Source organism: Rhodococcus sp. UYP9 (genome assembly GCF_040547235.1).
Lineage (GTDB): Bacteria > Actinomycetota > Actinomycetes > Mycobacteriales > Mycobacteriaceae > Rhodococcoides.
In genome coordinates this window covers 106014-125279 of the sequence record NZ_JBEPPH010000003.1, presented here as the reverse complement: position 1 = coordinate 125279, position 19266 = coordinate 106014, and the positions used below count along the sequence as shown (strand labels likewise).

The window sequence follows — 19266 nt, the reverse complement described above, 5'->3', positions numbered from 1 at the left end:
GACGTCACCGCAGCAACCCCTTGAGTTCGAAAGTAGGTGTCGACGCCAATGCGGCGGCTTCCGCTGCGCGGGCGACCGTTTCGCGGTTCACCCCGAGCGGCATCTCCTGTATTTTCTTGTGCAGTTCGAGGATTGCATCGAGCAACATTTCCGGTCTGGGTGGGCACCCGGGCAGGTAGATGTCCACCGGCACCACATGGTCGACGCCTTGGACGATCGCGTAGTTGTTGAACATCCCGCCCGAGGACGCGCATACTCCCATGGCCAGAACCCATTTCGGCTCAGCCATCTGATCGTAGATCTGCCGCAGCACGGGCGCCATCTTCTGGCTGACGCGGCCGGCGACGATCATCAGGTCTGCCTGCCGCGGGGAGGCACGAAATGCCTCCATACCGAATCGGGCGATATCGAATCGGCCGGAACTGGTGGCCATCATTTCGATTGCGCAGCAGGCGAGACCGAATGTCGCGGGCCAGAGTGAGCCTTTCCTGACGTATCCGGCGAGGCCTTCGACCGTACTCAGCAGGAAGCCACTCGGTAGCTTCTCTTCGAGACCCATATCTGACCCTTCCGATCCAAAGGTTTCTGAAAGTGGCGAAACGTTTCTGAAAGTGGCGAACCTAATCCCAGCTGAGCCCGCCGCGACGCCATTCGTAGGCGTAGGCGACTGCAGCGCTGACGACGAACAGTCCCATTGCGGCAAGCCCGAATACGCCGAGTGCGTCGAAATGCACGGCCCAGGGATAGAGAAAGACGATTTCGATGTCGAAAATGATGAACAGCATTGCTGTCAGATAGAACTTGACGGGGTAGCGACCTGCGCCCATCGGTTGCGCTGTCGGCTCGATACCGCATTCGTAGGCATCCATCTTCGCCCTGTTGTACCGCTTCGGGCCGACTACCGCGGCGATGACGACGGAGACGAGAGCGAAGGCGACGGCGACAGCGCCGAGGACAAGGATGGGAATGTACTCGTTCATGCTGTTCGCGCCTCCGTGCATGCCTTGTGGGCAGCCTGTAGGAATGTGAGCTGAAACACAGCCTACCGGTGTGATGCCCCGACGTGTCTCGGTTTCGGACTGTGCGGAAAGGGTGTCGGGTCCACTACGCGGGAAAAGTTTGGGACGGTGGCACTTTCGGTAGGTTTTCGAGTAGTTTCACGACCGTTTCCGTCAAGACGAACGGGTCCAGTGGATGTGACACTGCGGCGTCGGCACCGGACCAATCTGCCAACCATCTGTCGTCCGGTCGGCCGGTCAGAACCACCAACGGTGGACAGTGCGCGAGCTCGTCCCGCAGTTGCTTCGCCACTCCCATTCCCCCGGCCGGCGCTGACTCCCCGTCGAGGATGGCGAGGTCGATGCCCCCGGCGTCCAGATAGTGGATCACCATCGGGGCCGATGCGACTTCGAGATAGTCGAAGGCTCCGAGCGTCGCTTTCGGGTGTGTGCCGATAGCCGTCGTCACATACGTGCGCGTGTCGGAGTTGCTGCTGTACACGAGAATGCGGAGAGCAGGGGTCACGGGATCTGATGCTACGACCGGGCACGCAGGAGCCGTGGGCGATTCACGGTTCCGACAGCGTTCCACTTGGGATGGAAGTGTAACGTTCCTCGCTTGTCGAGGGATAGACCGTCGAACAGAGTCGCCACTGAGCGACAGGCGGCCGAAAGGAACTTCGATGCAGGATCAGCACGTTCCACAATCTCCGCACGTCTTCGGTCCGACCGAGGACGTGCTGACCGAGTTCGGTGTGAGTCGGCAGAGCTTCATGGCCCGATTGCGAGAGATTCTCCTGCAGGATCCACCCCCCAAGGGCCTCGATCGCACGGATGTCGCTGCACTGCTGAGAGTCTGTCGGGCCTGAGGATCAGGCTCTCGCATACTCCAGAATCGCGTTGCCCTTGGATGTCCTGCGCAAGCTCCGCAACTCGAGCTTGGTGAGCGGGTCACCGGGTTCGAACATCTTTCGACCCGAACCGGCGATCACGGGGTGCGTCATCAACGTCAGGGAGTCGAGGAGTCCAGCGAAGAACAGGTGGCGCACGATCGAAATGCCGCCGACCACGGCGATCTCTCCTCCTTCCGATGCCTTCAGATCGCGCACGAAGTCATCGAGATCCCCGTCGATGAGTGAGGCATTCTTCCAGTCGAGCGGACCGGTGAGCGTCCTGGAAGCGACATGCTTGGGGACCGAGTTGATGAAGCCTCCGAAGCCGTCCTCGTCCCCTGCGGTCGGCCAAGAACCCGACCACTGCTCGTAGCCGACTCGTCCGAGAATCACGGTGTCCACTCGTTCGATCATCGCCCCCAGCAAACCTCCCATTTCTTCGTCGAAACTATCGAACTGCCATTGATCGGGGGACTCGACCACTCCGTCGACAGAATGAAACAGACCTGCTGTCAGCATGCGCATGGGTGCTCTCTTTTCGTGGTTGTCCGGGCTCTTCTCGTTCGACCTGTGGGCTCGGTGAAACTCATCGGTGCGCGAGCGTGACTTCGAGGTAGCAGACTGGTGCCGTGACCGATGCCACCGAACCACCGCCCAAGCCGAGGACCGCAGAGCATTCGCGGCTCGCCGAGTCGCCCGGTGTGTCCGGGCCATGGCGTCAGTGGGGTCCTTATCTTGCCGGCCGCCAGTGGGGCACGGTCCGTGAGGACTACTCGACCGATGGGGACGCCTGGCAGTCCTTTCCCTTCGACCAGGCGCATGCACGGGCCTATCGGTGGGGAGAAGACGGATTGGGTGGCATCTGCGATCGTTTCGGGTTTCTCAACTTCGCTTTCGCGCTGTGGAATCGCAAGGACCCCGTCCTCAAGGAACGACTCTTCGGTCTCACCAACGGTGAAGGCAACCACGGCGAGGACGTCAAGGAGTACTGGTGGGTCGTCGACGGCACACCCAGCCACAGCTGGATGCAATGGCTCTACCGCTATCCGCACGCCGAGTACCCGTATCGGCAGCTTCGTGAGGAGAACGCGCAACGAGGACGAGACGAGCGGGAGTACGAACTCTCCGATACCGGAATTCTCGACGAGAACCGATTCTTCGACGTGCAGGTCACCTACGCCAAGGCCGCCCCGGACGACATCGCCATCGTCATCTCGATCACCAATCATGGCCCAGAGGCCGCGTCGGTGGATCTGCTGCCGCATCTCTGGTTGCGCAACACCTGGGCGTGGGGTCGCGACGACCGTGGCGGCTCCCTTTCGGAAATGACTGCTCTCGAATTGCAGTCCGGTCGAGTGCGCGCAATAGCGGCCGAACATGGCTTTCTCGGAAAGTACTATCTGAGCGCCGAAGGAGAACCCGAGGTCCTCTTCTGCGACAACGAAACGAACTCGGCGCAGCTCTGGGGTCAGGAGAATGTCAGCGCGTATTGCAAGGACGGAATCGGCCGACGCGTCGTCGAGGGAGACACCGGCGCGGTAAATCCTGAACGGACGGGTACGAAGTCGGCGTTCTGGTTTCGATTCGACGACATCGCACCCGGCGCTACCGTCGAGGTCAAGCTGCGACTGTCCCACAACGAGCCGGACGCGCAGACCTTCGGACGTGGATTCGACGCCATTGTCGCCGACCGACGTTCGGAAGCCGACGACTTCTATGGCGTCGTGATCGGGTCCGATCTGGACGAGAACGATCGCCATATTGCTCGGCGTGCGTACGCGGGGCTGTTGTGGACGAAACAGCTCTACCGTTACGACGTCGAGCAATGGCTCGAAGGCGACCCGGTGGGGGAGCCCGCACCGTCGTCACGGCTCGATGCGACGGCGCGCAACACCCACTGGCGTCATCTAGCTCTCGCGGACGTGATCTCGATGCCCGACGAATGGGAGTATCCGTGGTTTGCCGCTTGGGACTTGGCATTTCATACCATTCCGCTCGCACACGTCGATCCGGATTTCGCGAAAGAGCAGCTGGTGTTGATGTGCCGGGAGTGGGCGATGCATCCCAACGGTCAGCTTCCCGCTTACGAGTGGGAGTTCGGTGACGTCAATCCACCTGTCCATGCGTGGGCGGCGTGGCACGTCTACCGCATCGACGGCTACCGCGACCGAGAATTTCTGGTGCGTGTATTCACCAAGCTGCTGTTGAATTTCTCGTGGTGGGTGAATCGAAAGGACTCGGCGGGTTCGAACATCTTCGAGGGTGGCTTCCTCGGAATGGACAATATCGGCTTGTTCAACCGCTCTGCGCCCTTGCCTCCTGGATTTCGGCTCGAACAATCCGACGCCACGAGTTGGATGGCGTTCTACTGCCAACAGATGTTCAAGATTTCGCTCGAGCTCGCGCGTCACGACAATGCCTGGGACGACGTCGCGACGAAGTTCTTCTCGCACTTTCTGTCGATCGCGAAAGCTGTCAAATCATTTGGATCGCAACATATTTCACTATGGCACGAAGAGGACGGGTTCTTCTACGACGTTCTCGTTCCGCCAGAGGGCGACGCGGTACCGATGCGGGTACGTTCGATGGTCGGCCTGCTCCCGATTCTCGGTGCTACCGAGATTCCGTCGTGGGTCGAGAAGGAATGCCCTGATCTGACCGCTCGGCTGCGGTGGGTGCAGCATCGTCGACCTGACATGGTCAGTCCGCTGCTTGCGCGGAAGGACGGCGACGAAATTCGAGTGCTGCTGACCCTCGTCGAACCGGAACGACTCAAGCGTGTGCTGGCCAGGATGTTCGATTCGGAAGAGTTCCTGTCGCAGTACGGAATCAGGTCGCTGTCGGCGTCGTACCGGGACGGTGTCACGTTCGATGTCGACGGCCGCAGTCTGTCCATCGAGTACGAACCCGGCGAATCACGCACCGGCATGTTCGGTGGCAACTCGAACTGGCGTGGCCCGATCTGGTTCCCGGTCAACGTGTTGTTGGCCGATAAGTTGCGCGCATACGGACGTCACTACGGCGAATCGTTCACCATCGAGATTCCCACCGGGTCCGGCAATCACCGCACCTTGACGCAGGCAGCAGATTTGATCGACAGCGGGTTGGCGTCGCTGTTTCGGCCCGTGAACGGCAAGCGTCCCGCGGATGGCGCGCGAATCGAGGCGAGCGAGGACCCGTTGTGGAGCGTGCACCCCACCTTCAACGAGTATTTCGACGGTGACACCGGGGAAGGCCTGGGAGCATCCCACCAAACCGGATGGACGGGACTGGTGGCGCATCTGCTGAGGCCGCGTCTGCCGTTGTAGTGGCAGCGCGTCCTAGAGTGGGGAAATGAAGATTCGCGGCGCAGTGCTCGAGGAAATCGGACGGTCTCGGCCGTTCGCCCAATCTCGGCCGATCACGATCTCGGAACTCGATCTCGATCCGCCCGGCGAGGGCGAATTGCTCGTCCGAATCGAGGCGGCCGGCCTGTGTCATTCCGATCTGTCCGTGGTCGACGGCAATCGCGTACGACCAGTTCCGATGTTGCTCGGACACGAGGCAGCCGGTCGCGTCGAGGCGTTCGGGTCCGGGGTCGAGGACATCGCACTCGGCACCCGCGTGGTGATGACCTTCTTACCTCGATGCGGAGAATGTGCCGGCTGCCGGACCGACGGACAGATGCCTTGCGTGCCAGGCAGTGCGGCGAACAATGCCGGTGAACTACTCGGTGGCGGTGGCAAATTGGCGCGCGCGGGCCAGGAAATCAAACATCACCTCGGGGTCTCCGGATTCGCAACACACGCGGTAGTGAGCCGGAAATCGGTTGTAGCCGTCGACGACGATATTCCGGCCGACATCGCGGCGGTGCTCGGATGTGCAGTCTTGACCGGCGGTGGCGCAGTTCTCAACGCCGGTGCGCCCAAACCTGGCCAGTCCATCATGGTGGTCGGTCTCGGTGGCGTCGGAATGGCCGCTGTACTGACGGCTGTATCCGTGGGCGCCGGTGAGGTCATCGGCGTCGATGCAGTGGCTGAGAAGCTGGCAACCGCTCGCGAACTCGGTGCGACTCGGACGTATTCGCCTGCCGAGCTTCATGAGCTGGGTATCAAAGCAGACATCGTGATCGAGGCTGCAGGAAACGCGCGCGCCTTCGAAGCGGCCGTCGCGGCGACGGCACCCGGCGGTAGGACCGTCACCGTCGGCCTTCCCGCTCCCGACGCCAGATCCTCGATATCGCCTCTCGGACTCGTCGCCGAAGCGCGCACGATCATCGGCAGCTATCTCGGTTCTGCAGTGCCCGAGCGTGACATTCCAAAGTATGCGCAGCTCTGGCGTGAGGGCAGGCTACCTGTCGAGAAGCTGATCTCCTCGCGAATCCGGCTCGAGGACATCAACTACGGCATGGACGAACTCGCCGACGGCAGAGCCATCCGTCAGGTCATCACCTTCGACGAGCAGTAGCGACCCAGCGGCCGTTGCTGCGTCCGATTTCGATGGGATGGTCGAAGCATGCGCTGATGTTCTCGGTCGTCAGTACGTTTTCGACGAGGCCGTCGACCATGATGTGGCCGTCGCGGATGAGCACGGCATGCGTCGTGGACTTGGGAATTTCCTCCAGATGATGCGTCACGAGGATGCTCGACAATGATTCGTGCTGTGCGCGGAGATTGTCGAGTGCGGAGAGAAGCTGTTCGCGAGCAGCGAGATCGAGTCCGGTCGCGGGTTCGTCCAGAAGCAGAAGCGCAGGGTTGGACAGGAGCGCTCGCGCGATCAGCGCGCGGCCACGTTCGCCCTGCGAAAGTGTGCGCCAAGACGAGTCGCTGCGATCCTCGATACCGAGGGAGGCGATGAGCGAGCGGGCCCGGTCTTTCTGCTCGGAAGTGGCCGACCATCGCGGAATCAGATCGGGGGTGTTGGTGAGCCCGGTGAGGACAGTCTCGAACAGCGTCAATGGGGCCTCGATACGCAGTCGAGGATCGACGTGGCCGATATAGGTGCGCAGCTCGCGCATGTCGACACGGCCGAGTTGGTGACCGAGGACATGGACGGTGCCCCGAGTGGGGTGCACTGACGCGCCGAGCATGCTCAGCAACGTGCTCTTACCTGCTCCGTTGGCACCGAGCAGCACCCAGTGCTGCCCCTGCTCGACCCGCACCGATGCGCCGCGCAGTAGATGCCGTCCGCCTCTGACCAGGTCGACGTTGTGGGCGCGCACGACACTTTCCGTATTCACCGGTCGACAGTATCTTGACACCGAGTCCGGTTTGCGGCCTGCCCGACGACTACCGATCTGCAACCGGCGTAGTACGGGTACCTCGCAAGTCAGTAGGCTTGCCGAAGCCGTCAGTGTCAGCGAAAGCAGTGTCAGCGAAAGAGAGTGGAAACAGTCGTGAGTGCACAAGCGCCTATTCGAGTCGGCGTCCTCGGGGCCCGCGGCAAGGTGGGGCAAGCCATCTGTGACGCCGTCACGGCTGCAGACGGGCTCGAATTGGTTGCCACGGTCGATCACGGCGACCCGATTTCGACCTTCGTCGACGCAGCCACCGAGGTCGTCGTCGACTTCACGCATCCGGACGTGGTGATGGACAACCTGAAGTTCCTCGTGAAGAACGGTATTCATGCCGTCGTCGGAACTACGGGCTTCGACGAGGGACGCCTCGACACCGTCCGGTCATGGCTGGCGAACTCGCCCCGGACCGGTGTCCTGATCGCGCCGAACTTCGCTATCGGCGCCGTACTGACGATGCGCTTCGCCGAGCAAGCCGCACGATTCTTCGAGTCGGTCGAGGTAATCGAACTACATCACCCGAACAAGGCCGACGCGCCGTCCGGTACCGCGTACCGCACGGCCCAGGTCATCGCCGACGCCAGGAAGAAGGCCGGCGTAGGCCCGAGTCCGGATGCCACGACCACGGAGTTGGACGGTGCCCGAGGCGCTGAAGTCGACGGCGTTCGCATCCACTCCGTTCGGCTCGCCGGACTGATTGCCCACCAGGAAGTTCTGCTGGGAACGCAGGGGGAGACGCTCACCATCCGGCACGACTCGATGGATCGCTCGTCCTTCGCGCCCGGGGTTCTACTCGGTGTGCGTGAAATTTCCGGACGACCCGGGTTGACGGTCGGACTCGACCCCTTCTTGGATCTGTAGCGAGGTTGCGATGAACAAGGCCACCAAAGTTGTACTCATCATCGGCGTCATGGTGCTGGTTCTGGGCTTCTATTTCTACCTTCTCGGAAGTCGGGGACTGTCGCTGATTCAGACCGGCGGCCCGGTCAACATCGGTCTCGGAATAGGCGTCATTCTGTTGCCCATCCTCGGGGTGTGGATTGTCGGCGCCACCCTCAAAGCAGGGTTCGATCATCAGCATCTGGCCAGCCGGATGCGCGAGGAGAACCTCGAACTGGACGTCTCCGATCTGCCGACGATGCCGTCGGGTCGGATCGCCCGCGACGCGGCCGACGAACTCTTCCAACAGATCAAGGGTGAGTGGGAGAAAGATCCGGACAATTGGCGCAACTCCTACCGATTGGCGCGAGCCTACGACTATGCAGGTGACCGAGGCAGAGCCCGCGAGACGATGAAGCGGGCAGTAGAACTCGAACGGCAGGAATCCGCGGACCGATGACCGCCACTCTGCTCGTCGTCCACCACACACCGTCGCCGGCGACGCGTGAGCTTCTCGAAGCGGTGCTGGCGGGTGCGAATGATCCCGACATCGACGGCGTGACCGTTCGGAGCGTTCCCGCGCTGGGTGCGACGATCTCCGATGTCCTGGACGCCGACGGTTATCTTTTCGGAACACCGGCCAATTTCGGCTACATGAGTGGTGCTCTCAAGCATTTCTTCGACACCACCTACTATCCGTGTCTCGACGCTGTCTCCTCCCGCCCGTACGGCATGTGGGTTCACGGCAACAACGACACCGTCGGCGCTGTGTCGGCGATAACGAAGATCGCCACCGGGTGGGCGCTGGAAAACGTGTCCGCTGCACTGGAATTGACGACAGCGGACAAGGCCGCCAAGGATTCTTGCTACGAACTCGGCGGCACGTTGGCAGCAACTCTCATGAGCTGAACTCCCGTGTTTTCAGAACGGTGGGGGTTCGGCGCGCTCGCGTAGTCGAACGACTGCGCTGTGTTCGCGGAATCGGCGTCGTAGATTTCGGATTCGCGCACGCGCGACATCGGTCGCGGCGTCTCGGAGGTCCTTGGTCGTAGGTGGTTGAGTGCCGGGCGATTGGTTCTTTTCCCACCAGGTCAACGTGACCGGATCGGGCTCGGGTTCCGAACCTCGTTCTCCGCGTCGGTGGGTTCTGGGTAAGCCCAGCACTCCCGGATCAGGGAGGGAGATCCGGCGGTGTCCGGAGCGGCTCGTCCACAGGATCGCGCAGCCCCGCAGAAGGGCGACGGACCAGCTGCGCGACGTCTTGGCTTGGTGGTGGCAGGTGCAGACGGGGTGCAGGTTCGTCTCGATAGTCCACCCGCCGCGCTCGGGGTTGCTGTGGTCGAACGGGACGATGTGGTCGAGTTCGCACTTCGTGGAGGGGACATCGCAGTGTTCGAAGGTGCACGTCCGGTGCATCATCCGTACACGTGCGGCGGTCTCGGTCGAGGGCTTGTACGTCAGCGCGCCCGGCGGTGGGCAGGTAAGACCACCGTGTCCGTCGGGAAACAATCCCGCGGCCAGTATCGGGTTTTTCTCGATGGTGGCGAGTAGTTCGGCGGAGAGCTTGGCTCGGACCGATTCGCTGATTTCCGGTCGTTCAGGGCGGAACGTTCGGGTAAAGGCGCGGGGGACAATGCCACCCCGGCGCACCCGACCGCGTCCGATCAGGCGCTCCGAGAGGGGTTGATCGACAGTCGAATTCGACAACACAGCATGAGGGCGTCCACCACCCGGGGAAATATCGCTTGGTGGTGCTGTGACGCTGGGTGGTGCTGTGACACCCGAGGACGTCATGACGGTCACGAGTTCGGTCAGCAGCGCTTGCCACTGAGCATCCTTGGCGACCAGCCGGGCCAGGTCCGCGTCGAGGGGTGTCCCATCCGCCAGGACAGCCGGGCTCGAGGTCAGACCCAACAGGGTTTGCACATCGACGAGGATCTGAACGAGATGTCCACGTCGCGGAGGCGGTGCGTCGGTGTTGCCGTACGCCGGGCACTGTTCACCGCGGTCACAGTGGCATTCGAGAACTTCTTCGCTGTGTAGAAGGGCCAACAGTCCGTCGACACGCAGTTGCCGTAGCGACCTCGGATCGGACTCGCACACGGTACCGGCGATCTCCTCGATCAGCGCGTCGGCTTCGGCACCTTCGAGGTCGGTCAACTGTGCGCGCAAGATCGCTGTCCCGTCACCTTCCTGCCGGACCGACACCTCTCTGCCGGTGCGAGCGGACAGTGCCCGAGCTACCGCGGCCTCGTCGGGGTTGAATGTCATCCACAGTCGCCACAGCTTTTTTCGGAGTGACGGTGCGTTGTAGCGTGCGGCTGCAGCAACGGCGTCGAATTCGATGGCCTTGATCGTCTCATCACTGGCATAACCGAGAACCGAGGTCATCACCGTGACGTGGGACCAGTCGAGCATTCCGCAACTGAATCGAATGGCGGTCAAAGGCAATCGGTCCAACTCGAAGCCGGTGTCGGTGAACGAACGGATCTGGCGCCACGACATGCGTAGTGCTCCCGCTGCCTCGCACACCGCATCGCGTAACGCGTCGGAGGGATCGCCGCCGCGGTCATCGGCATCGGCGAGACGGATCTCTACGACGTTGCAGACCGATTCCACCACACGAACTCGGCACAAATTCTCTTGATGGCGATCTCGGCCGGCAACTGCGAGCAGTCCTGCCACACAGCTGTTGCCGTCGATGATGCCAGCTCCGAAACCCCCTGATTCGAACATGCTTGCGAATGTAATCCTCCCCACCGACACGTTGAGTGAGAGTCGTCGGACCCTCGTGGCACAGTGACGTCATGCGTGAGATGAGTGCATCGATGGCACGCCGCACCGCCCTGGCCGCGCAGGGGTTGGCGTCTGCGCGTGTTGTGAAAGAGGGGCTGGCGTCCACCCGCGCAGTGCACAAGGTGATTGCACAAACGCAGTTGCTCCAGATCGACTCGGTGTCGGTGCTCGTGCGCGCCCACTATGCGCCGGTGTTCAGTCGAATCGGCAAATACGACCGAACTGTGATCGATCAGGCTGCGTGGACCGATACTGCGCGACGCCCTCGGAAGCTTGTCGAGTATTGGGGGCACGAAGCCGCGCTGATACCGGTCGAGGATTGGCCGCTGATGGGTTGGCGCACAAAGTTGTACGAGCAAGGGCGTTGGGGAGGAGCTGCCAAAGTTCTGGAGCGGAACCCGTCGCTCGCCGACGATGTTCTTGCTGTCATCGGAGATTTCGGGCCGTCGAGTGCCGGTGACATCGAGCGTGCGCTCGAGGTTGAACGTCCTGGACGCAAGGGCCCGTGGTGGGACCGCAGTGACGTCAAGGTCATGTGCGAGCAATTGTTCGCGGCGGGCATGGTTTCGGTTGCCACTCGATCCGGTTTCGTTCGGCATTACGACCTGACGGAGCGGGTGATTCCGCCCGGTATCCTCTCTCGCACGGTGAACGAGGCCGATGCAGTGAGGGAATTGGTCAACAAGTCTGCGGTGGCGCTCGGTATCGCAAGCGAACCCGATCTTCGTGACTACTACAGACTTTCGCAGAAACAATCGAAAGCCGCTGTCGCCGAACTGGTGGAGGACGGGGTCCTCGAACCCGTCGAAGTACGCGGTTGGGACGTGCCCGCGTATCTGCATGTCGATGCTCGTGTACCCCGGTCCGTCCGGGGGAGTGCGCTGCTGTGTCCATTCGACCCGATGATCTTCTACCGTCCGCGCGTCGAGCGCATCTTCGGTTTTCGCTATCGCATCGAGATCTACACCCCACAACACAAGCGGGTGCACGGTTACTACGTCTTCCCGTTTCTGATGGGGGAGGAGTTGGTCGCGCGGCTCGATCTCAAGGGTGACCGGGCGCGTTCGGAACTGCAGGTGCTCGGCGCGTTCGTCGAAGGTGAACGCGCCGTCGGTCCCATCGCCGTTGCGCTGGCGCAGGCCCTGCGGGAAATGGCGGACTGGCTGGGGCTCGACACCATCGTGGTCGGTGAACGCGGCGACCTCGCGCCCGCCCTCGCACGCGCCGTGTGACCAATCGTCTGTTCGGGCAGCGGGATGTACTCGATGGTGCGAACATCGCAAGTGTGACTTCACGAGTGTCCGTCTCCGACAGTGAACTGCCCCCACAGGTCGTGGTGCTCTTCGGAGCAACAGGTGACCTGGCACGCCGCAAACTTCTATCGGGGATGATGCACCTGGCATTGTCGGACCTCGCTCCGCGAATACGTGTCGTTGGAACTTCGCTGGAAGAGATGACAAGTGACGAGTTTCGTCAGATGGCCCTGGAATCGGTCGTCGAATTCTCCACCCGCACGGTCTCCGACGAGCATTGGAGCGAGTTCGCACGCAAGCTGACCTATGTATCGCAGAAAGCCGGGCCTGCCGCGCTCGCCGACGCTGTTGCGCACGCCGAGATGGAGTTGGGTCCGGGAACCAGACGCCTGCACTACCTCAGTGTGCCGCCGAAAGCAGCTCTTGCCGTAGTCGAGATGCTCGGTGCCGCCGACCTGGTCGAACGATCGCGCATCATCATGGAGAAGCCGTTCGGTACCGACCTCGACAGTGCGATAGCCCTCAACGCCACACTGCACGAGACGTTCGAGGAAGATCAGATCTTCCGGATAGATCACTTCCTCGGAAAAGAGCCTGCACAGAACATCCTTGCTTTCCGATTCGCCAACGGCCTGTTCGAGCCGATCTGGAACCGAAACTTCATCGACCACATTCAGATCGACATTCCCGAGAAGTTGGGACTGGACGGTCGCGCGAACTTCTACGAATCCACCGGAGCTTTCAAGGACATGGTGGTCACCCACCTGTTTCAAGTTCTCGCGTTCATGGCGATGGAGCCACCGACCGCCCTCGAACCCGGTGCGATCGGCGAGGAGAAGAACAAGGTCTTCCGCTCGATGATCCCTCTGGACCCGAAAAAGGTTGTGCGCGGACAATATTCCGGCTATCGGTCGGAGTCCGGGGTGGCTGACGATTCCGACACCGACACGTTCGTCGCACTCCAATGCGAAATCGACAACTGGCGGTGGGCAGGGGTTCCGTTCTACCTACGGACCGGTAAGCGGTTGGCCGAAGGACAACGGATCATTTCGATTGCTTTCCGTGAGCCACCCAAATCGATGTTCCCGGCAGGATCGGGCGTCGGCGCGCAGGGGCCGGACCACCTGACGTTCGACCTAGCAGACGCGTCGAAGGTGTCGCTGTCGTTCTACGGCAAACGGCCGGGCCCAGGGATGCGGCTCGATAAATTGTCCATGCAGTTTTCCATCCAGGACACCGAACGGGTCGGCGACGTCCTCGAAGCGTACGAGCGCTTGATTCTCGACGCCATGCACGGAGACCACACACTCTTCACGACGGCAGAGGGTATCGAGCGACTGTGGGAGGTGTCGGCGCCTCTCCTTGCCGATCCGCCGCCGGTACGGCTGTATTCACCTGGCTCGTGGGGGCCCAATGCCATTCATCAACTCGTCGCCCCGCACGCGTGGCGGTTGCCGTTCGAACGTGCGTGGCGCGAGAAGAAGTGACGTCAGAAGCCGCTGCGGTCCTTGCGTATCTGATCGCGCAGTGCCCCTTGGACTGCTTGTGAGAGCCATGAATTGAGCGACACCCCATTGGTGGAGGCTGCTTCCTCGGCGCGCTCCTTCATGTGTTCGACCATGCGAAGGGTCACTCGACGCATTTCGCCGGTGACCTCGTCCATCGTCGGATAGTTCTCGGACGAGGTGCCACTATCCGATGGTGCTGACTCAGCGGCCGTAGGAGACATTCGGATCTCGCCGAAGACGTCGCCGCCGTCGAGGCGGACGTGGACCGAGCGGTCGCCGAGTTGCTCGTTCAGTTCGCCGGCGAATTCCGACAGCGCGCTCATCAGCATGAGTTTGGCCGACGCTTCGGCGGCTGAGCCGAGTGCTTCCGCAGTCTGTCTCGTGTGTTCGTCACCCAGCGCAGCGGCAGCGAGTAGATCGGCGCGCAGCGAGGCGGTGTGCTTGTTCAGTTCCATGACGTCAGTGTGACGCCATTAGTGACGTCACGCAAGGTGTCACGGTGTACATGGATAGGCTGCACCGACGGACGGGCCAGCTCGAGTGGAGGAACTGCGGTGCCGAATACGGTGTCACTGAACGTGCAATTGGTTGCCAAGACCGAATTCTCGGGGCCACCCGACATCCCATGGGAGACCGATGCCGATGGCGGACAGGCCCTGGTCGAGTTCGCTGGTCGCGCCTGCTATCAGAGTTGGTCCAAGCCCAATCCGCGGACTGCGACCAATGCGTCGTATCTGCGGCACCTTCTCGATGTCGGGCACCTGTCGGTGCTCGAACATGCGAGCGTCAGCTTCTACATCACCGGCATCTCTCGGTCGTGCACCCACGAGCTGATCCGACACCGGCATTTCTCGTACTCGCAGCTCTCGCAGCGATTCGTCCCCGAGAACGACGCCAAGGTCATCATTCCCCCTGCTATCGAGGGTGACCCGCATCTGGAGGCACTCTTCGAACGAGCTACCGACGCCAGTCGGGCCGCCTACGTCGAACTGCTGGATGCTCTCGACCACAAGCTCGAAGGCGTCACCAACTCGGCGTTGCGGGGTAAGCAAGCTCGTCAGGCTGCCCGGTCGGTGTTGCCGAACGCGACCGAGACACGCCTGCTCGTCACCGGCAACTACCGGGCGTGGCGTCACTTCGTCTCGATGCGAGCTTCCGAGCACGCGGATGTCGAAATCCGGCGACTCGCCGTGGAATGTCTGCGTCAGTTGGCAGAGGTAGCACCGGATGTCTTCGGCGATTTCGAGATATCGGCGTTGGCCGATGGTTCCGAGGTGGCGCACAGTCCATTCGTGACCGAGTTGTGAGGACCGCCGGTAGCACCGGGTAACCTTGCTGACCATGACATACGGTGACGCCGCTCCTCCCATCCAGCCACCGTTCGGCACGGTGCTCACCGCTATGGTGACGCCATTCACTGCCGACGGGAAGTTGGACATAGATTCGGGAGTGCGTCTCGCTCATCACCTGGTGGAACAGGGAAACGACGGCCTGGTTCTGGCTGGAACGACCGGAGAGTCACCGACCACCACCGAGAACGAGAAGCTCGAGTTGATGCGGGCGGTCATCGCAGCTGTCGGACACCGCGCGCGGATCATTGCCGGTGCGGGCAGCAACGACACAGCACACAGTGTCGAACTCGCTCGTGACGCCGCGCGGGCAGGCGCACACGGGCTTCTGGTCGTGACGCCGTACTACTCCCGTCCACCGCAGGCCGGTCTGTATGCGCATTTCACCGCCGTTGCCGACGCAACCGATCTGCCTGTCATGTTGTACGACATTCCGCCGCGCTCGGTCGTCCCGATCGAGACAGAAACACTGCGCCGGTTGGCGGAGCATCCCAGAATTCTTGCCGTCAAGGATGCGAAGGGCGATCTCAATGCCGGTGCCGAACTGATAGCGTCGACTGGTCTGCAGTTCTTTTCGGGAGACGATCCACTCAATCTCCCGTGGCTGTCCGTCGGAGCTACCGGCTTCGTCAGCGTCATCAGCCATCTCGTCCCGGCTCGCGTCCGCGAACTGCACACCGCATTCATGGTTGGTGACATTGCGCGCGCGCAGGCCATCAATGCCAGCCTCATCCCCGTCATTCGCTCGGTCTCCCGCCTCGGCGGAGTCAGTGCAGCGAAGGCGGGTCTACGCCTCATCGGAATCGATGTCGGCGAACCCAGACTTCCCCAGGTGCCACCGAGCATCGACCAAATCGAATTGCTCGCAGCTGACCTGCGAGCAGCAGGAGTGCTTGTATGAGTAGACCACCCAGATCACGCGGCCGCGCAACCCGAAATGCCGGACCTCCGGCTGAGCGACCCGCTCAGTCGTCACGTCCCGTGGCGCAGAACTCCGCGAAGACGCAACGTCCCGATACCCGTAAAGCGATCGACCCGACAGCACGCCTCGGATTGCCTCCGAAGGCGCCGTCCAAGGGTCTACGCATCGTTGCCCTGGGTGGCATCGGTGAAATCGGCCGGAACATGACTGTCTTCGAGCATCAGGGCAAGCTCCTGATCGTCGACTGCGGCGTGCTCTTCCCCGAAGATCAGCAGCCTGGCGTCGACCTGATCCTTCCCGACTTCCGGCACATCGAGAACCGCATGGCCGACGTCGAGGCCGTCGTTCTCACCCACGGCCACGAGGACCACATCGGTGCCGTTCCGTTCCTCCTTCGTCTGCGGCCGGACGTCCCTGTCATCGGTTCGAAGTTCACTCTTGCCCTCGTCGCAGCAAAATGCCGTGAGCATCGTCTGCGGCCGAATCTCGTCGAGGTCGTCGAAGGCCAGAAGACGAGCCACGGACCGTTCGAGTGTGAGTACTTCGCCGTCAACCACTCGATTCCCGACGCGTTGGCCATCGCGATACGCACCGATGCAGGCGTCGTTCTGCACACGGGCGACATCAAGCTCGACCAGTTGCCGCTCGATGGCCGGTTGACCGACCTCGCAGGCTTCTCACGTCTCGGTGACGAGGGCGTCGACCTCTTCCTGGTGGACTCCACCAACGCGGAGGTTCCCGGATTCGTCACACCCGAGCGCGAGATCGGTGGTGTGCTCGACACCGTCATCGGCAAGGCCAAGCAGCGTGTCATCGTGGCATCGTTCGCAAGTCACGTCCATCGAATCCAGCAGGTCATCGACGTCGCAGAGCGGTACAACCGTCGAATCGCCTTCGTCGGCCGTTCGATGGTCCGCAACATGCAGATCGCTCAGGATCTGGGTTACCTCCGTGTGCCCGAAGGCCTGGAGGTCAACGTCGACACCGCCGCGACGCTTCCCGACGACCGACTCGTGTTGATTTCCACGGGCTCTCAGGGTGAGCCGCTCTCGGCATTGTCACGGATGGCTCGCGGCGAACACCGGCAGATCAACGTCAAGGCCAACGACCTCGTCGTGCTGGCATCGTCGTTGATCCCCGGCAACGAGAACTCCGTCTTCGCCGTCGTCAACGGTCTGGCCAAGCGCGGAGCTACGGTCGTGACCCAGCAGAACGCGAAGGTCCATGTGTCGGGTCACGCGTCTGCGGGTGAACTGCTTTACCTGTACAACGCGGTCCGTCCCACGAACGTCATGCCCGTGCACGGCGAGTGGCGTCACCTCCGCGCGAATGCAGCACTCGCCAAGGCCACCGGCGTTGCCGAGGACCGTGTCGTGCTCGCCGAAGACGGCGTCGTCGTCGACATGGTCGACGGTTTGGCTCGCATCGTCGGTCAGGTCCCGGTCGGACACGTGTACGTCGACGGCTTGTCCGTGGGCGACGTGGGTGATTCGACACTCTCGGATCGACTCGTTCTCGGCGAAGGCGGTTTCATCGCCATCACCGTCGCCATCGATTCGACGACAGGGCGGGCGGTTACGACCCCGGAAGTGTCCGGTCGCGGATTCTCCGACGATCCGACTGCTCTCAAAGCCACCGTTCAACTCGTGGAGGCGGAGCTGCAGCGCCTCGCGACCGATGGAGTCACCGACACTCATCGCATCGCGCAGGCCGTGCGACGCGTGGTCGGCCGGTGGGTTGCAGACAAGTACCGCCGTAAGCCGATGATCGTTCCGACAGTCATGGCAGTGAACTGACAGTTTCTTCGTCTCCGACCGACTCCGCCCCGCAGAAGCTCGAGAGCTGCGGGGCGGAGTCGTCTGCTTTCGCTTCCGAGTAAGGACCAGGAATAGGCGAAGAGACTAGGCGAAGATCAGCCGCCACAGTCCGATGAGGCCGAGGACGACGATTGCGCTCCGCAGTGCCCATGGTGAGAGCCTTCGTCCGTATCGCGCACCCACCGACCCGCCTAGGACCGATCCGACGGCTATCAAACCTGCTGCAGCCCAGCTGATTTGGTCGAACGCGAAAATTGTGTAAGCGAGCGCCGCGACGACGTTGACGATGAGCGAGAGCAAGTTCTTGGCCGCGTTCATTCGCTGTATCGACTCGGGAAGCAGCACCCCCATGACGCCGATCAGGAGGATCCCCTGCGCTGCAGTGAAATAGCCGCCGTAGATTCCGACAACGAATGTCCCGATGGTCAGCAGTATCAGCTTTGCCCGGCTGACATGGTCGGCAGCTTCACCGGCCGCCTCCGAGCGGCGCCTCGCCCACGCCTGGATGCGGGGCTGAAGGACCACGAGAACCAAGGCGGCGATGAGAAGTACGGGAACCACCGCAATGAAGACGGACGGCGGCAGGTGCAGCAGCAGCCACGCACCGAGCAGCGCACCGAAGAACGATGCGGGTATCTGCCAGCGCAGCCGGTGCCACTGTCCTGCGAGTTCTCGTCGATATCCCCACGTGCCGGAGGCGCTACCGGCGACCAATCCGATCGCATTCGACATCGTCGCAATCTGCGGGGGATACCCGAAGGCGACGAGGGTCGGAAAGGTGATCAGAGTTCCGGAACCGACGACGGCATTGATGGCTCCAGCACCGAAGCCCGCTACGAGAATGACGAGAATTTCCGATACAGGCACTGAACCGAGGTTACGGACGCGGCGCCGAAGACTGTGCACGGGGGACGTACGCACGTACGGTGGTTCGATGTGAGCCTTGCACAGGATGAACGCGCAGCCCTAGTACGTACATTGGAAATGTTGGGGGAGGACACACCGACGCTGTGCGGTGGGTGGACGGGCCGTGATCTGGCCGCGCACCTCGTCGTTCGGGAGCGTCGCTTGGATGCCGCACCTGGAATTCTGATTCCCTTCCTCGCCGGATACACCGAGAAGGTCCAGAGCCAGGTAGCTGCCAAGCCTTTCGACGAACTGGTCGAGGACATTCGGACAGGACCGCCCATATGGTCACCGTTCAAAATCCTCGATCCGTTGATCAACGTCGGCGAAATGTTCGTTCATCACGAAGACCTGCGTCGTGCGCAGCCCGAGTGGTCACCGCGAACTTTGCCGCAAGCGATGGAAGACAAATTGTTCTCGACCGTGGGGTTGATCGGGCGCAAGTCCTATCGCCGAGCTCCGGTCGGTGTGGAGCTGCGCACGACCGATGGACGGTCCGTGACCGTCAAGAAGAGTTCACGCGGTCAGGTGACCCTGATCGGACCACCTTCGGAACTGTTGCTGCATGCATTCGGTCGGAGCGCTGTGCGGCTCGAGAAAGAGGGTGATCCTCGCGATGTGGAGGCGCTCGACGCGCTCGATCGGAGCTTCTGAGCCCTGTTGCTCGTGTTGC

At 62.0% G+C, this 19266-nt stretch carries 20 protein-coding genes; 12 read left to right on the top strand and 8 right to left on the bottom strand.

Annotated elements, in window-relative coordinates; genetic code table 11:
- Positions 1-4 precede the first annotated feature (4 nt).
- The 3 genes from ABIB36_RS10290 to ABIB36_RS10280 all read right to left on the bottom strand — a co-directional run bounded on the left by ABIB36_RS10290 (position 5) and on the right by ABIB36_RS10280 (position 1524).
- On the bottom strand, positions 5-559 hold the full coding sequence (locus tag ABIB36_RS10290; protein ID WP_084348670.1) for a NuoB/complex I 20 kDa subunit family protein: 555 nt from the start codon (positions 557-559) through the stop codon (positions 5-7).
- A gap of 61 nt (positions 560-620) precedes the next feature.
- Positions 621-980 (bottom strand): NADH-quinone oxidoreductase subunit A, encoded by a 360-nt coding sequence (locus tag ABIB36_RS10285; RefSeq protein ID WP_084348671.1) that lies wholly within the window; start codon positions 978-980, stop codon positions 621-623.
- Between the two features lie 124 nt (positions 981-1104).
- Complete coding sequence (locus ABIB36_RS10280) at positions 1105-1524, bottom strand: response regulator (RefSeq protein ID WP_084348672.1); 420 nt, start codon at positions 1522-1524, stop codon at positions 1105-1107.
- Positions 1525-1681: 157 nt separating this feature from the next.
- Here ABIB36_RS10280 and ABIB36_RS10275 point away from each other — a divergent pair, with 157 nt between their 5' ends.
- Positions 1682-1867, top strand: coding sequence for a hypothetical protein (locus ABIB36_RS10275; RefSeq protein ID WP_084348673.1), 186 nt, complete (start codon positions 1682-1684; stop codon positions 1865-1867).
- Between the two features lie 3 nt (positions 1868-1870).
- Here the strand turns inward: ABIB36_RS10275 and ABIB36_RS10270 are convergent, their stop codons facing one another.
- Positions 1871-2416, bottom strand: coding sequence for a dihydrofolate reductase family protein (locus ABIB36_RS10270; RefSeq protein WP_084348674.1), 546 nt, complete (start codon positions 2414-2416; stop codon positions 1871-1873).
- Positions 2417-2520: 104 nt separating this feature from the next.
- Between ABIB36_RS10270 and ABIB36_RS10265 the strand changes: the two genes are divergently transcribed.
- Positions 2521-5199, top strand: a complete 2679-nt coding sequence (locus ABIB36_RS10265) for an MGH1-like glycoside hydrolase domain-containing protein (protein WP_354559589.1) — start codon at positions 2521-2523, stop codon at positions 5197-5199.
- 25 nt (positions 5200-5224) lie between these two features.
- Positions 5225-6337, top strand: coding sequence for a zinc-binding dehydrogenase (locus ABIB36_RS10260; RefSeq protein ID WP_084348676.1), 1113 nt, complete (start codon positions 5225-5227; stop codon positions 6335-6337).
- Here the strand turns inward: ABIB36_RS10260 and ABIB36_RS10255 are convergent.
- Positions 6318-7109, bottom strand: a complete 792-nt coding sequence (locus tag ABIB36_RS10255) for an ABC transporter ATP-binding protein (RefSeq protein WP_354559591.1) — start codon at positions 7107-7109, stop codon at positions 6318-6320. The genes ABIB36_RS10260 and ABIB36_RS10255 overlap by 20 nt on opposite strands.
- Before the next feature lie 156 nt (positions 7110-7265).
- On the opposite strand from ABIB36_RS10255, the gene dapB reads away from it, so the two are divergent.
- Genes dapB through ABIB36_RS10240 form a run of 3 tightly spaced genes read left to right on the top strand, consistent with a single transcriptional unit; the run spans position 7266 to position 8951 of the window.
- Positions 7266-8024: a 4-hydroxy-tetrahydrodipicolinate reductase gene (dapB, locus tag ABIB36_RS10250; protein ID WP_084348957.1), complete on the top strand. Its 759-nt coding sequence runs from the start codon at positions 7266-7268 to the stop codon at positions 8022-8024.
- A 10-nt stretch (positions 8025-8034) separates the two neighbouring features.
- A complete protein-coding gene (locus ABIB36_RS10245; protein ID WP_084348678.1) occupies positions 8035-8502 on the top strand; it encodes a tetratricopeptide repeat protein in 468 nt (155 codons plus the stop codon).
- Positions 8499-8951 carry a flavodoxin family protein gene (locus ABIB36_RS10240; protein ID WP_354559594.1) on the top strand — a complete coding sequence of 151 codons (453 nt, stop codon included), beginning with the start codon at positions 8499-8501 and terminating at the stop codon, positions 8949-8951. Before ABIB36_RS10245 ends, ABIB36_RS10240 begins: the two co-directional genes overlap by 4 nt.
- 12 nt (positions 8952-8963) lie before the next feature.
- On the opposite strand, the gene ABIB36_RS10235 is transcribed toward ABIB36_RS10240, so the two are convergent.
- The gene (locus tag ABIB36_RS10235; protein ID WP_354559596.1) at positions 8964-10778 is read right to left on the bottom strand and encodes an HNH endonuclease signature motif containing protein; all 1815 of its coding nucleotides are present in this window, start codon (positions 10776-10778) and stop codon (positions 8964-8966) included.
- A 71-nt stretch (positions 10779-10849) separates the two neighbouring features.
- Here ABIB36_RS10235 and ABIB36_RS10230 point away from each other — a divergent pair, with 71 nt between their 5' ends.
- Together ABIB36_RS10230 and zwf are read left to right on the top strand one after the other, a co-directional pair.
- Positions 10850-12070, top strand: a complete 1221-nt coding sequence (locus ABIB36_RS10230; protein WP_084348680.1) for a winged helix-turn-helix domain-containing protein — start codon at positions 10850-10852, stop codon at positions 12068-12070.
- A gap of 53 nt (positions 12071-12123) precedes the next feature.
- Positions 12124-13578 (top strand): glucose-6-phosphate dehydrogenase, encoded by a 1455-nt coding sequence (gene zwf, locus ABIB36_RS10225; protein WP_084348959.1) that lies wholly within the window; start codon positions 12124-12126, stop codon positions 13576-13578.
- A gap of 2 nt (positions 13579-13580) precedes the next feature.
- Here the strand turns inward: zwf and ABIB36_RS10220 are convergent, their stop codons facing one another.
- Complete coding sequence (locus ABIB36_RS10220; protein WP_354559599.1) at positions 13581-14054, bottom strand: hypothetical protein; 474 nt, start codon at positions 14052-14054, stop codon at positions 13581-13583.
- A gap of 99 nt (positions 14055-14153) precedes the next feature.
- On the opposite strand from ABIB36_RS10220, the gene thyX reads away from it, so the two are divergent.
- From thyX to ABIB36_RS10205, 3 genes are read left to right on the top strand one after another with little or no spacing between them, the layout of a single operon-like run.
- A complete protein-coding gene (gene thyX, locus ABIB36_RS10215) occupies positions 14154-14906 on the top strand; it encodes an FAD-dependent thymidylate synthase (RefSeq protein ID WP_084348682.1) in 753 nt (250 codons plus the stop codon).
- A 34-nt stretch (positions 14907-14940) separates the two neighbouring features.
- The gene (gene dapA / locus ABIB36_RS10210; RefSeq protein ID WP_084348960.1) at positions 14941-15849 is read left to right on the top strand and encodes a 4-hydroxy-tetrahydrodipicolinate synthase; all 909 of its coding nucleotides are present in this window, start codon (positions 14941-14943) and stop codon (positions 15847-15849) included.
- Entirely contained in the window at positions 15846-17666 is a 1821-nt protein-coding gene (locus ABIB36_RS10205) for a ribonuclease J (RefSeq protein ID WP_256895916.1), read from the top strand. Before dapA ends, ABIB36_RS10205 begins: the two co-directional genes overlap by 4 nt.
- Before the next feature lie 105 nt (positions 17667-17771).
- Here the strand turns inward: ABIB36_RS10205 and ABIB36_RS10200 are convergent, their stop codons facing one another.
- Positions 17772-18554, bottom strand: a complete 783-nt coding sequence (locus ABIB36_RS10200) for a sulfite exporter TauE/SafE family protein (protein ID WP_084348961.1) — start codon at positions 18552-18554, stop codon at positions 17772-17774.
- 69 nt (positions 18555-18623) lie between these two features.
- Between ABIB36_RS10200 and ABIB36_RS10195 the strand changes: the two genes are divergently transcribed.
- Positions 18624-19247, top strand: a complete 624-nt coding sequence (locus tag ABIB36_RS10195; protein ID WP_084348962.1) for a TIGR03085 family metal-binding protein — start codon at positions 18624-18626, stop codon at positions 19245-19247.
- The last annotated feature ends 19 nt before the right edge of the window (positions 19248-19266 follow it).